Annotated in this window: 10 protein-coding genes; 3 read left to right on the forward strand and 7 right to left on the reverse strand. The window is 73.1% G+C overall.

Translation table 11 applies throughout. The features are described 5' to 3' along the window. Positions 1-31: 31 nt before the first annotated feature. Complete coding sequence (locus RCR19_RS13775; RefSeq protein WP_331265419.1) at positions 32-1,066, reverse strand: phosphotransferase; 1,035 nt, start codon at positions 1,064-1,066, stop codon at positions 32-34. Positions 1,067-1,346: 280 nt separating this feature from the next. Between RCR19_RS13775 and RCR19_RS13780 the strand changes: the two genes are divergently transcribed. Beyond that, positions 1,347-2,933 (forward strand): TPM domain-containing protein, encoded by a 1,587-nt coding sequence (locus tag RCR19_RS13780; RefSeq protein WP_331265420.1) that lies wholly within the window; start codon positions 1,347-1,349, stop codon positions 2,931-2,933. Between the two features lie 310 nt (positions 2,934-3,243). Here the strand turns inward: RCR19_RS13780 and RCR19_RS13785 are convergent, their stop codons facing one another. The 5 genes from RCR19_RS13785 to RCR19_RS13805 form a co-directional block, all read right to left on the reverse strand. Next, positions 3,244-5,853, reverse strand: a complete 2,610-nt coding sequence (locus RCR19_RS13785; protein ID WP_331265421.1) for a SpoIIE family protein phosphatase — start codon at positions 5,851-5,853, stop codon at positions 3,244-3,246. Positions 5,854-6,128: 275 nt separating this feature from the next. Continuing rightward, the gene (locus RCR19_RS13790; protein WP_331269428.1) at positions 6,129-6,536 is read right to left on the reverse strand and encodes an ATP-binding protein; all 408 of its coding nucleotides are present in this window, start codon (positions 6,534-6,536) and stop codon (positions 6,129-6,131) included. 352 nt (positions 6,537-6,888) lie between these two features. Next, a complete protein-coding gene (locus tag RCR19_RS13795) occupies positions 6,889-7,287 on the reverse strand; it encodes a (deoxy)nucleoside triphosphate pyrophosphohydrolase (protein WP_331265422.1) in 399 nt (132 codons plus the stop codon). A 54-nt stretch (positions 7,288-7,341) separates the two neighbouring features. Then, the gene (locus tag RCR19_RS13800) at positions 7,342-7,524 is read right to left on the reverse strand and encodes an SPOR domain-containing protein (protein ID WP_331265423.1); all 183 of its coding nucleotides are present in this window, start codon (positions 7,522-7,524) and stop codon (positions 7,342-7,344) included. 315 nt (positions 7,525-7,839) lie between these two features. After that, positions 7,840-8,592: a GntR family transcriptional regulator gene (locus RCR19_RS13805; protein ID WP_331265424.1), complete on the reverse strand. Its 753-nt coding sequence runs from the start codon at positions 8,590-8,592 to the stop codon at positions 7,840-7,842. Positions 8,593-9,271: 679 nt separating this feature from the next. Here RCR19_RS13805 and RCR19_RS13810 point away from each other — a divergent pair. Further along, complete coding sequence (locus RCR19_RS13810) at positions 9,272-10,468, forward strand: serpin family protein (protein ID WP_331265425.1); 1,197 nt, start codon at positions 9,272-9,274, stop codon at positions 10,466-10,468. 69 nt (positions 10,469-10,537) lie between these two features. After that, positions 10,538-11,659, forward strand: a complete 1,122-nt coding sequence (locus tag RCR19_RS13815; protein WP_331265426.1) for a threonine synthase — start codon at positions 10,538-10,540, stop codon at positions 11,657-11,659. A gap of 73 nt (positions 11,660-11,732) precedes the next feature. On the opposite strand, the gene RCR19_RS13820 is transcribed toward RCR19_RS13815, so the two are convergent. Beyond that, positions 11,733-13,856: a DEAD/DEAH box helicase gene (locus tag RCR19_RS13820; RefSeq protein ID WP_331269429.1), complete on the reverse strand. Its 2,124-nt coding sequence runs from the start codon at positions 13,854-13,856 to the stop codon at positions 11,733-11,735. Positions 13,857-13,895: the final 39 nt, after the last annotated feature.

Here is a 13,895-nt window from a genome sequence, read left to right on the forward strand (position 1 = left end):
GGGTCCGTGACCTCGACGACCGCGCGGGCCGTCACGGATCCGAGGGCCGCGGTCGGCGGACGCCGATGCCCGGCGGTCGGTCCTCCAGGCTCTCCAGCACCCGCCGGAGGTTGTACTCGGCGATCGCCCGCATCGGCTCCCGGTCCTCGAAGTCACCCTCCAGGAGGCGCAGCGGGCCCGCCACGAGCGAAAGGTGCATGGCCGACCGGTACAGCCGCAGCCGGTCCTCGTCCAGGTCACGGGGCTTCAGACGGGCGTGGCGCGGGCCGAGGCGAAGCTCCAGGAACACATGCTCCCACTCGACGTCGAAGTACATGAGGCCTTCGATGTCGATCAGCACCGGCCGGCCTTCCCCGTCCACCAGGACGTGGTCCGGGCCGAGTTCGCCGTGGACGAGGCAGTGGCGGGCGCGCGGGCGGACGGCCGCGGCGAGCGCGTGCACCCGGTCCCTGAGCCGTTCCCGTACCGCCGCGACACGGGGCTCACGGTCCGCGGTCTCGTCGATGTGCCGCAGCGCGCGGTCCCGTACGACCGCCTCGCACGAACCGCCGTGCGCGCTGCCGCCGCGGTCGACGACGGCGACCTTGCCGAAGGCTGGAGCGGTGTGACCGCGCATCGCGTCCAGCGCCCGGGCGAGCCCCGCCAGCGTGGCCGCCGCCGCATACGGGTCGTGCTCCAGCAGTTCCTCCAGGCTGCCGCCGGGCACGTCCTCGACGACCGCCGCGTCGGCCGGGAGGTGCGTACGGGTGGGGTCGGCGAGCAGCAGGCGGGGCGTGCGGACGCCCACGGCCGTCAGTCGCTCGTACGACGCGGTGAACAGGTCGAGGCCCGAGGCGTGCGAAAAGGGGTCGTGGGGGTCGGCGGGCTGCTCGTCCCAGTAGTCCTCGTCCGGTGACCAGACGTAGGCGACCGCGGTGGAGCCGTCGTCGAGGGCGAGACGGTAGACGCCCTTCTTGCTTCCGCCGCGCAGCCGGCGCACCCCGGTGAGGACACGGGTGCGGCCGAGCGCCGCACGGGCGAGGGGGGCCAGGTCGTCGCGGGTGAGGGCGGTCCGGGCGGCCGTCATGCGGACGTGCCGACGACGCCGGGGTGGACCAGGACCACCGGGACGGCGCCCGGCGGCATGACGTGCGGCATCAGGCCCCCCGTGAGGTTTTCTCCGGATCATGGCACCGACCCGTCACGGAGGGCCACATGCTTTCCGGGGGTTCGTGTCTGCCACATCGGGCGCATCCCGCTCGCGGTGCCGCGCCATCGGCCATACGCTCCGAACTGTGACGCCGACCCACCGTCGACGCCGGCCGTGCAGGGCCGCCGCGTACCGCGCCGTGCGGAGGGTGCCGGTCGTGTGCGCGACGGTGCTGGTGCCGGTGGTCGTGGTCGCGGTGACCGGGATCGTGCGGAACCCCACCTCGGACGCCGACCTGGTGCTCCCGCTGGTCGCCGTGGTCGCCGCCGTCGCCGTGGCGGCGTACGCGTCGATACGGCGCATACGCCGTACGGCGACCCGCACGACACCGGGCACGGGTGCGGCCGCCGTCGTGCCGCTGGACGAACTCGACCGCCGGGCACAGCGGTTGCTGGTCCTGACCGACGACTGCGTACGCACCAGCCGGGAGGAACTCGGGGCGGCCGAGGCCCTGTCGGGGAGCGAGGCGGTGCGTCTGTCCGCCGAGGCGCTGGAGTTCGCCGCGGCGGAACTGGCCCGGGCCTTCCTGGTGCGGCAGCGGCTCGACGACGGGGAGGGCCGCAGGCGGGTGCTGCTGGAGGAGATCCTCGCGCGGTGCGAGGCGGCCGGGCTGAGGCTGGACGCGGCGGCCGCCGGATTCGACCAGATACGCGCGCTGGAACGCACCGCGCCCCAGGCGCTGGAGCACACCGAGACACGCTTCCGGGAGCTGACGGCACGGGTCGCGGAGGCGGACGGCACGCTCGCCGGGCTGCGCGAGGGATATGCGCTCACCGCGTATCTCCCGGTCGCGGGCCACGACGAGGAGGCGAAGGACCGGCTCGTCCTCGCCACGGCCTGCCTCAACCGGACCCGCCAGGCCCTGGACGGGGGCGGGACGGAGGACGCGGTGGCCGCCCTGCGCGCGGCCGAGGCTGCCGTCGACCAGGCGGTGCTGCTCCTCGACGGTGTCACCCGGCACGCCGCGGACCTGAGCGCCGCCGCGCGAGAGCTGCCCGCCGCTGTGACCGCCGCGGAGGCCGATCTGGCGGAGGCCCGCGCAGAACCGGACACCGGGACGGCCCGAGCCGATCTGCACGGCCGGATCTCGCACGGGGAGTCGGTGGTGGCGGCGGTGCGGGAGGAGGCGGACGGCGGGGGATCCGGCCCGAAGGGCGAGCGGGACGCCCGTGAGCAGAATGACCCGCTCGACGCCCTGCGCCGGATCGAGCAGGTGGCGACCGGGCTGGACCGGGCACTGCACCGGGTGCCGGACGGGTCGCGCGCGCTTGCGCGGCTCCAGCGGGCCCTGCTCGTCGCCCGCGTCGCCGTCCGTGCCGCGTCGGACCATGTGACGACCCATCGCGGTGCCGTCCACTGCGAGGCGCGGACACGGCTCGCCGAGGCGGAGCGGCGGCTGCACGCGGCCGAGAGCACCGAAACGCCCCCCGTCCCCGCGCCCGCCGACGCCCTCGCCGACGCCCGCGAGGCCGATGCGCTCGCCCGGCGGGCCCGGCAGCTCGCGGAGCGCGACGTGCGGGCGTACGGGACTCCGTACGGAGAGGGCCTGTGGACGGGCGGCGCCGTGCTCGGCGGCATCCTGCTCGACGCTCCCCACCGGACCGCCGGGCGACCGGGCCACCCGGGCGACGGCGGTCCCGCGAGCTACGGCGGACCGGGCACACGGGGCCGGCGCGACGGGGGTGAACTGTTCCGGCCGGCACCACCGCAGAGCCCGCTCCCGGACGAGACGAGAGCGCCCTAGCTGTTCTGTCCAAGGAGGTTGTGGACGGGAGAGGCAGGTCTCGGCTGGGGAATCTTGAACGGGCTCGACGGCCCCAAGCATGGGCACGTGGCTCGATGCCGAGGGCAGGGAGCATCACGAGGCCGATCTGGTGGAGTTGACCGTCCACCCGGACGAGCGACACCTCGCTGCAGAGGTTGCGGTGCCGCCATGCGTTCGGCGGACGCCGCGGCCGAACTCGGCGGGTGCCGGTGCCCCGTACCGCAAGGATGGTGCGAGGTGACGAGCCCTCCCACAACCGGACCGGTACCGCGCGCCGCGACGGACCCGCTCAGAACAGGCTCAGCAACGCCTCCGCGGGGTCCGTGAGTCCGTTCTCGCCGTCAGGCAGCGGGAGTTCGAACCACACGGTCTTCCCGCGCGGCGTGCGGCGGGATCCCCAGGCCGCGGAGAGCAGCCCGACCAGCTGGAGTCCCCGGCCGCCCTCGTCCGTGTCCCGGGCGCGGCGACGGCGCGGCTGGACCAGTCCCGAGTCCCACACCTCGCACACCAGCGTCCGGTCGAGCAGCAACCGCAGCCTGATCTCCCCCTCGCCGTACCGCAGCGCATTGGTGACCAGCTCGCTGACGAGCAGCTCCGTCGTGTCCACCAGCGGCTCCATGTCCCAGGCGAGCAGCTGGCCGCGCGCGTACTCGCGGGCCCGCCCCACACTGCGCGGCTCACGCGGCAGCGTCCAGTCGCCGACCGACTCGGCCGACAGCCCCTGGACACGGGCCATCAGCAACGCGATGTCGTCCTCGCCGTGGTGGGTGTCGAGGGTGTTCAGGACGTGGTCGCAGACGTCCTCGAGCGGCTGCGAGGGGTCGGTGAGTGCTCCCACGAACGCCCGCAGGCCCTCGTCCAGCGGATGGTCGCGGGATTCGACCAGGCCGTCCGTGTAGAGCGCGAGCAGGGCCCCCTCCGGCAGTTCGACCTCCACCTCCTCGAACGGCTCGCCTCCCACACCCAGCGGCATGCCGGGCGGCACGTCCAGCATCAGCGCCGCCTCGCCGGGTTCGACGAGCACCGGAGGCAGGTGACCCGCGTTGGCGAAGGTGCAGCGGCGGGTGACGGAGTCGTAGACCGCGTAGACGCAGGTCGCCAGGTACACCTCGGAAAGGTCCGCCTCGCGGGGCCGGCGGGCGGCGCGGGTGGCCTGCTGGACACCGCCGGGTGCGCCGAGGCCGCGTGCGATCTCGTCCAGCTGGGCGAGGACCTCCGCGGGTTCGAGGTCGAGCTGCGCCAAGGTCCTTACGGCCGTGCGGAGTTCGCCCATGGCGACGGCGGCGCGCAGCCCCCGGCCCATGACGTCGCCCACGACCAGCGCCGTGCGGTGGCCGGGCAGTTCGATGACGTCGAACCAGTCGCCGCCCACCTCGCTGGGGCGCCCGGTCGCCGCGTTGCCCGGCAGATAGCGGCAGGCGATGTCGAGGCCGGAGGCCTCCGGGTCGCCCGGCGGCAGCAGGGACCGCTGGAGTATCAACGCCCTTTCGTGCTCGCGCCGGTAGAGCCGGGCGTTGTCGATGCAGACGGCCGCGCGCGCCGCAAGTTCCACCGCGAGCGCCCGGTCGCGTTCCCCGAACGGCTCGCTCCCCTTCGTGCGGGAGAACTGGGCGAGGCCCACCACCGTGTCGTGCGCGACCATCGGGACCGCGAGCGTGGACTGGATCAGACCGCCGTCCTCGGCGGGCACGTGCCGGGGGCGCGCCGTGCGCAGGGCGTCCGCGCACGGCGAGTTGAAGGCGTAGTGGAACACGGCCCCGACGGACACGGGCGCGGTCCCGCCGCCGAAGGGGGCGTCCGAGACCGCGCTGGCGAACGCCACGCGCCGCAACTCGGCGCTGCCGTCGGCCAGTCCGGCGGGGGTCTCGTCGCCGACCAGGAGGCCCTGGTACAGGTCGACGGTGGCGAGGTCGCAGAAGCCGGGGACGACCACGTCGAGGAGTTCCCGCGCGGTGGTCTCCAGGTCGAGGGAGTTCCCTATGCGCGCGCCGGCCTCGTTCAGCAGGGCGAGGTTGCGGCGGGCGGCCGCGGCCTCACGCGCGGCGGCACGGCGGGCGGTGATGTCGGTCCCGAGCCAGGCCACACCGATGGGGCGGCCGCTGCCGCTGTGCACGCGGTAGAGGTTGACGGACCAGTGCTTGCGCTCCTCGGAGCCCGGGACGAAGCCGGTGACGTGCATGTCCGTGATCGAGTCGCCGGTCTCCAGGACCCTTCGCAGGGTCGCGGCGACGCGCTCGGCCTCGGGGGACTGCAGATAGTCGTGGACGGAACGGCCACGGTGGTCGTCAGGAGTGCCGCCGAAGGTGGACGCGAACCGCTGGTTGGCTCGCCGTACCCGCAGGTCGGGGTCGATCAGCAGGAATCCGAAAGGAGATTGACCGAAAATCGACTGCGAGGCGGCAAGGTCGGTCTCGATGCTGCGCAGCGTGCGGACGTCGACGATGATGCACACGGCGGCTCGTTCGCCGTGCTCCGTTGTGGTGGGCATCACATAGACCTCGGCCAGGCCCTCGGTCCCTCGCCCGCCGGGCGTGCGGAACGGGATGACACCGGTCCACTCGCGGCCGTCGAGGATCTCGGCCATCTTGCGCTGCCCGCGCTCGCGCAGCTGAGGCGTGATGAACGCCTCGATGGGGTCCAGGCCGACGGCCCGCTCGGCAGGGATGCCGAAGATGTTCTCCGCCCGCAGGCTCCACTGCTCCACATGCCCGTCGGGGCCGATGGAGAACGAGGCGACCTTGATGTAGTCGTAGATGGAGCCGGGCGGGCTGCTCTGCCACATCGCACCGCCCGCGGCGTCACGCGCCTCGGCGGCCGCGGCTGCATCGACCGCGGCCCCGTCCGTCGCGCCGCCCGACGGGTCCTCGGACTCCGTGGCCTTCGCTGGTATCTCGCTCACGCGAACCGTCCCCTCCAGCTCACCGCGTCCGGCACCGGTCACCGGGGGCGGCTGCCCGCAGTATCCAGCACTACGGTGCCGCACAACACGGTGTTCACGATCACAGGCCGGTCCCGATGCTTTTTGGACCGGCCGGGTCATACTCCCAGTCTTCTAACCAGGTGACGCCCCCTCGAACCACAGAGATCCCTCACCGTCGGTGGCGCGATCCTGTCGGTCCGTCCGCACACCGGGCCATCGCGCCCGCACCGGGGCACCGCCGGAAGGAGCCGCGGTCAACCGGGAACGGCGAGCTCGAACCAGACCGTCTTGCCGGAATTCGCCGGCCGGGTGCCCCAGCGACGCGAGGAGTGCGCGACCAACTGCAGCCCGCGGCCGTCCTCGTCGTCGTGGGCGGCGTCACGCTGCCGGGGCGGATCGGGGAGCGGGTCGGAGACCTCGACGAGCAGACCGGGGGCCGAACCGTCGCTGCGGACCATGCGCACACCGATGGGACCCGCGGCATGCCGCAGGGAGTTGGTCACCAGCTCGCTGACCAGCAGCGCGGCGACGTCCCCGAGCTCGTCGAGCCCCCACGTGCGCAGCTGGCCCCGGACTACGGCGCGGGCGGTCCGTACCGCACCGGGGTCAGCGGGGAACGTCCACTCGGCGCTGTCGCCTTGAGTGTCGAGCACGCCGATCACTTCCCAGGCCCAAAAGCCCACCCATGTCCGGTTTCGTGGGGTTAATGGGCACATACCCGATATCACTGGCGCCTTACCGCCCACCAGGGCGCACGGTGGCACGAACGGCGTATGGGGCGCCGGCCCCCGGAGCACCACACGTCTCAGCCGCACCGGGCCCCACCGGGACGACCGGCGGGCGTACCGGGATCCCGGTCGCGGCTTTCCCGCACGTCGGACGCATGAGATCGGGCCTGCACACCGTCCGGGCCCGTGCACAACAACGGCACGGGCTTTACGGATTCCATACAGGCGCGCGGACCACCGCACCAGGAATCGGGCACCCGCACGGGGCTCGGAAACCCGGACGGGGTCAGCGGCGCTTCCAGACGGCGAGCACGGCGTCGACGGCCGCCACGTCCTGATCGAGCCAGTCCACGTCCCAGACCTCTTCGGGGGTCAGCCAGCGCAGTTCGTCGTGGTCCTCGAGCGGCTCGGGGGCACCGTCGAGGAGCCGTGCGACCCAGATCCGCAGCACATGTCCCGGCTTCAGCGGCCACTCCCCCCGCACCCGCTCGACCGGCTCGGCCGTCACACCCAGTTCCTCGCGCAGCTCACGCACCAGGGCCTGCTCGGGGCTCTCGCCGGGTTCGACCTTGCCGCCGGGGAGTTCCCAGCGTCCGGCGAGCTCCACCGGAGCGCTGCGGCGGGCGGCCAGGAGGCGGCCGCCGTCCACCAGGGCGGCTCCGACCACCACGATCGGTTGCGTCATGCGCCGGAGCCTACGGGAGCGGACGGCGCACCGGGCGCTCGGGACGGACCCCTCTCACTTGGCCGCGTTAGGCCCGACGCGCTCGACCCAGTAGAGCTGTTTGTGACCGCGGTCCTCGAAGCCGTCCACGATCTTCTGGGCTTCGGCACGGGTCGCGTACCTGCCCACGCGGTAGCGGTTGCCGTTGTCGTCCTGCCGTATGACGAGCCAGGGAAGAGCGACCGTGCTGTCGTTCATGCCGCCCCTCCACTTCCCGTTCTCGGCTCTCGCCGGGCCCCGACCACCAAGGAAACCGCACTGCGCATATGCCCGAGCCTACGCCTAACCTTTACTCAGCGAATACGCCTTTTCACAAAGAGGTACGCAACCGGCCACACCCAAGGGGGCGTGCGCCGTCGAATGCGCCGCCCAATACGCCCTCGGTGCGCGCATGACGGGTCCCGGTCGCTGCCCGGAGAACGGCCGGATAACAACCGCCGCGAAGGCCGGGCGTGTTGGAGGGGAGAGGCGAGCCGATCGGATGCCGCCGGGCGGGGCCCGGTGAGCCGGCCCTTACTTCACGGGCAGGTGGTAGGCCACCCGGTAGCGGTCCGCCGGCACGACCACGTCCGCCGTCTCCACCGGTCGGCCCGAGGCGTAGTACGTCCGCTGGACGACGAGCACCACATGACCGGGGACTCCGCCGAGCGCCAGCAGCTCCTCGGCGAGCCCGGGGCGGGCGCCGACCTCCTCGGTGACGTTGTCCACGATCACGTCGATGGCCGCCATGCGCTCGACGACCCCCATACCGCCGAGCGGCCCCTCCTCGGGGAGCATCACGGGGGTGCGGCCGGTGACGGCGAGGGGCTCCCACGACGTGGAGAGCATCATCACCTCACCCGCGTCCCGGTACACGTACTTCGTGCACATCACGCTGTCGCCCGGCTGGACGGCCAGCCGCTCGGCGATGGCGCCGCTCGCCTCCGTCCGTTCACTGCGGGACTCCCAGGTGCCGCGCGCGGAGAGCTCCGCCTGCTCCTGACGGAACGGTGTGGCACCGCTCTCCGGCCGGAACCCGGAACGGGCCACCCGGCGGGGCACCGGCCGCTCCCGCACATAGGTGCCCGACCCGGAGCGGCCCTCGACCAGCCCCTCGGCCATCAGCACCTTGCGCGCCTCCAGGGCGACCGTGTCCGAGACGCCGTACTCCTCGCGGATACGGGCCTGGGAGGGAAGACGGGTGTGCGGTGGCAGCAGACCGTCGACGATCTTCTGACGGAGATCACCCGCGACACGCAGATACGCCGGCTGCTCACCGAAAGTCACTGGCCGCTCCCATCAGTTTGTACAGACAGCAACAGCGTGGCAACCGTGGGTTGTGCTGTGCAAGCACAGGCCAAAGAATCACTCGATGTGATTACTTGGGCGCGCCGACGCCCTACGCAGGCACTTTCTCCCCTCTTTCACCGTCGTCACACCTTCTTTCCACCGTCCGAACCGGCGTCACCGCCCTCGGCGCCGTCGTCGGGGCGCAACGGCGTAGTCGCGGCAAGGCCCAGAGCCTTGCGGGCGGTGACTGCCGCGCTGTCTTCCAGAAGTGCGCTGTCCCCGGTCGTAATGGACGAAGAACGTGTCGGAATCGGTCGCCGGAGGCTCGGATGTCGCGGCCGGGCGTGACGTGGTAGACGTCGAAGTCGGCCGGTACGGCAACGGTGTCCATCGCGTACGAGCCCTCCAGCGCACGGCATCTGTCGCCGGCCGTCTCGTCGACCCCGGCGTCGTCCGGGGAATAGCCCTCCGGCGGCCGGAAGTTCGCGAGGATCCCGGCCTGGTGCCCCCCGTCGCAGGGCACCCTGCCCCAGTCGTGGGTGCCAGTGTCGAGCGAGCCGTTCGGCGCTGCGGTGACCCGGGCGGCGGAGGTACGGACAGAGGTACCGTGCTCCTCGACGGAGCGCGCAGAACAGATGTACGGGCGCGTGCTGAGTGCGGTGGGGCTGGGGGCGGCATGCGGGTCACCAGGGCGACGGTCGAGGCGGTCGCCGGGCTGACCACCCGGTGGTTCGGGGCGGTCGAGGACGGCACCGTCCTGTCGGCCGTCGGTGTCTGGCCCCTGCTCGCCTTCCTGGCGGACGGCGCCGATGGCGCGGCCCGGGCCGAACTGGCCGAGGCGGTCGGGCTCCCCGCGGACCGGGCGGCGCCCGCGGCCCGGGAGCTGCTCGAAGCCCTGCGCGCCCTGCGAGGGTTCGACGCGGCACTCGGGCTGTGGACCGACCGCACCCTGGAACTGCGCGCCGAGTGGGAGTCGGGACTGCCCGCGGACACGCACGGGGTGCTCACGGGCGACGAGAGCACCGACCGGGGTGCGCTGGACGCCTGGGCGCAGAAGCGGACCGGAGGCCTGCTCGACCGTATGCCGATCGCGTTGACGGAGGACACCGAACTCGTCCTGGCGAGCGCGCTCGCCCTGCGGACCGAGTGGTTGCGCCCCTTCGAGGAGTGGCCCGTCACGCCGGAGCAGGGGCCGTGGCGGGACCGGACGCTGCTGGGACTGAGACGCGAGAGCTCCCTGCTGGACCGGGTCGCCGTGGCGGACACGCCCGAGGGGTCCGTCACCGAGCTGAGGGTACTGGGCACCAACGGCATCGACGTCCGTCTCCTGCTCGGCGAGGAGCGGATGACGCCCGCCGCGGTGCTGAGGACCGGAGTGGACGTCCTCCTCGGACGGCACCCGTCCGTGAACGGCACCCGGATGCCGTTCGGGGACGTGGGGCCGGGTCTGCGCGTACGGCGGGTGCGCCGTGTGACACCACAACCGCCGACGCTCGAAGTGACCACCGTGGCCTACGACATGACCGCACATCACGATCTGCTCGCCCGGCACCGGCTGTTCGGCCTGACCGCGGCGCGGGACTCCACCCGCGGGCACTTCCCCGGCATCAGCGGCTCCCCCCTGGCGATCGGTTCCGCCCGGCAGTCGGCGACGGCGCGGTTCGGCGCGCTGGGCTTCCGCGCCGCCGCGGTCACCGCGTTCGCCGCCATGCCCGGGGGGATACCGGAGCGCCGGTATGTGACGACCACCGTCGAGGCGGACTTCGACCGCCCCTTCGGCTTCCTCGCCGTGCACCGCACCTCCCGCCTCGTCCTGGCGGCGGGCTGGGTCACCGAACCCGTGCCCCACCCCGGGTACGAGGACGAGGAGTAGTACGCGCACATCGGGGACGCCACGCACACATAGCGCGATGTCCTGGTCAGGGGCATCTACGCTGCTCATATGACACCCTTGCCGGACTGTTACTGCCCGGTGGACGGAACACGCGTCGCCGCCGAATCCCTGGCCTGGTGCTGCCCCGTCTGCCGGGGCCCGCTGGACCTGGACTTCGCGCCGACCCCCGCCCCGCTCAAGTCCCTCGGCGGGCGGGTGAACTCGCTGTGGCGGTACGCGGAGGTGCTGCCGCTGCCCGCACCGTCGATCAGTCTCGGCGAGGGCCGTACGCCGCTCGTGGAACTGGAGGACGGCGTCTCGGCCAAGCTCGACTACCTGATGCCGACGCTGTCCTTCAAGGACCGGGGCGCTGTGCTGCTGGCCGAGCTGTCCCTGCGGCTGGGGCCGCGGGAGGTGGTCGCCGACAGCAGTGGAAACGCAGGCACGGCGATCGCCGCGTACTGCGCCCGGGCCGGACTGCCCTGCACGGTGTACGTCCCCGCGGGCACGTCCGCCAAGAAGCTGGAGCAGATCGGGGCGCACGGGGCACGGGTGCACGTGGTGGACGGCGACCGCGAGGCGGCGGCGCAAGCGGCACGCGAACGGGCCGACGAGCCGGAGGTGTTCTACGCCTCGCACGTCTTCAACCCGTTCTTCCTACACGGCACGAAGACGTATGTCCATGAACTGTGGGAGGACCTGGGCGGGCGGCTCCCCGAGGTGCTCGTGCTGCCCGTCGGCAACGGCACGCTGCTGCTGGGCGCCGCCCTCGCCGTCGCCGAGCTGTACACGTCCGGCCTGATCGAGCGGCGACCCGCACTGTACGCGGTGCAGGCGGAGGCGGTCGCCCCACTGGCCCACGCATGGCAGGAGGGCGCCGACGACCTGGTGGACGCCACGGCCACGGCCCCCACGTTCGCGGAGGGCATCGCGATCCCCCGGCCGCCCCGGGCCCGGCAGATCCTGCGCGCGGTCCGCGACTCGGGCGGCAGGTTCCTCACGGTGACGGAGCATCAGATCCGCGAGGCCCAAAGGGATCTGGCGTCCCGTGGGCTCTACGTCGAATCGACCGGGGTGGTGTCCTGGGCGGCGGTGCGGGAGGAGGAACTCGGGGCGCGCGGCGCGGTGGTCCCGCTGTGCGGAGCGGGTCTGAAGACGGGATTGGCGGGCACCGGTCCGTCCGGCGGCTGAGCCCGATGCGCACTGCGGGCCCGCGCTCCGGCATCCGCGCCACGGCCGAGCGGCGGTGCGACGCGCCCGGCGGTCACACCGGCTCGCCCGCCAGCCTGCGCTGCTCCTCCTCGACGATACGGCGGGCCAGAGCCGCGTCCGAGACGTCCACCGCGTCGGGGGTGGCCTCCGCGACATCGCTGCGCCGGGCGTAGGCGTCGAACAGGCGGTCCTTGTTCTTCAGAATGCTCAGCAGCCGTTCGTCCACGCTGTCCTGCGCCAGCAGCCGGTGCACCTGGACCGCGCGTACCTGCCCCATGCGATGCGCGCGGGCCACGGCCTGGTGCTCCAGCGTCGGCTTGACCTGCGGCTCGCACAGAATGACCACGGAGGCAGACTGAAGGTTGAGCCCGGTGCCGCCCGCCTCGATCTGGGCGAGCAGCACCGCGTGTCCCTCGACGGCCGTGAACTCGTCGACCAGACGCTGCCTGCGGGCTGCGGGGACACCGCCGGAGACAGTCCCGACCACCTCCTCGCCGAGGGCGGCCCGCACGGCGGAGAGCACCTCACGGAAGTACGAGAACACCACCACCTTCAGCCCGGTCTCGGCGGCCTCCGCCACCAGTTCGCGCAGCCGGTGCAGTTTGGCGGAGTGCTCGGGGTCGGCGTACGCGGCCCGGCGCATCGCCATGAAGTTCCCCTCGGCCACCGCCCCGCGGTAGGCGTCCAGGTCGGCGGCGCTCAGCTCCTCCCACTCGTCGGTGTGCATCAGCGCGGGCAGTTCGGTGAGGACGTCCTCCTGGTTGCGGCGCAGATAGGCCGGAGCGACACCGGCACGGAACGCCTGCGGTCCGGCGGCTCCCGTGCCCTGGCCGATCTCCGGCAGCAGTTCGGGGCGGAGGTGTCCGACCAGTGCGCGGAACTCGTCGACGCGGTTCTCCATCGGCGTGCCGGTGAGGAACAGCACACGCTCGCAGGCCCGCGTCCACACCGTGGCGGCCTTGGCGCGGCGGGTGCCGGGGTTCTTCACGTAGTGCGCCTCGTCCACGACGAGCATGGCCGGCGGCGCACCGTCCGGAGCGGGCAGGGTGCGCAGCGTGTCGAACGTGGTCACGGCGACGCCTCCGCGTTCGTGCCACTGCGCGTACGCGTCCAGCCGGTCGGGGCCGTGCACCGGAAGCGCGCGCAGGGCGCTGCGGACACCGATCTCCCGGGTCCAGTTGATCAGGACGCTCGCCGGGCAGACCACCAGGAAGTGGCTGTGTCCCTCGGCGGCGAGATGGGCGAGGGCCGCGATGGCCTGGACGGTCTTGCCGAGCCCCATCTCGTCGCCGAGCACGACTCGGCGCTGGGCGAGCGCGAAACGGGCGCCGAAGGACTGGTATCCGCGCAGCGAGACCCGGCGGTGGGTGTCGTCCAGCGGCTGGGCGCGGACCCGCTCGGCGACCTCGGCGGGCAGGAAGCCCTCCCCGGCCGCGGTGTCGGGGCGGTGCGCCGAGACCTCGGCGAGCAGGCCGTAGTACTCGGCCGAACGCAGCTCGAAGTCGACCCGGGCCTCGATGTCGGAGGCGGGATGGCGAAGCAGGTCGGCGGACGCCTGGGCGAGCAGCAGCGGTACGCCGCGGGCGACGGCGTCGGCGACGACGTCGCCGATCTCGGCCACCGCGGAGAGCGCGGCCTCCCTTTTGCCTCGCCCGGCGAGCGCCATCCGCAGCCGCCCCGCGGCGGGCCGGGCCGTCGGCAGCAGCGCTGCGAGTCGCTCCTCGAGCCGGGCGGCCGCGTCCAGGGCGCGATGCAGTTCGGGGCCCGCCTCGACGAGGGTGTGCAGGGCGACGAGCAGCGCTGTGGTGCGCGGGTCGGGACGATCGACGTCGACGCGCACGGTGACGGTCTCCTCGACGGCCGCCGCGATCTGCCGGGCGGCGGCGAGCGCCCGGTCCGCGGTCTGCTCGCCCACCCCGGGCAGCTGCCGCAACTCGTACCGACTCGCCCGGTGGACGTCCCCGACGGAGGTGAACCCGGCCGCCTCGATCGCCGCGATCCTGAGCCGGCCCTCGGTGACGTCCTTCAGCCGGCCGACGGGGATCTCCGCCAGTTCCCGGGCGACGAGTTCCGCCCGCAGCGGCGCGAGAGCCGCCCGCACCGCGTCCAGCGCTCGGCGGTGATCGCCGATCAGGGCATGCGCGGCTTCGTGCAGCCGCGCGCCGTCGGCACACAGCGCCCGCGCCCTTCGCCCGGTCGACGCGGCCCCGTTCCC

The organism is Streptomyces sp. WAC07094 (assembly GCF_036320405.1).
Taxonomy (GTDB): domain Bacteria; phylum Actinomycetota; class Actinomycetes; order Streptomycetales; family Streptomycetaceae; genus Streptomyces; species Streptomyces lannensis.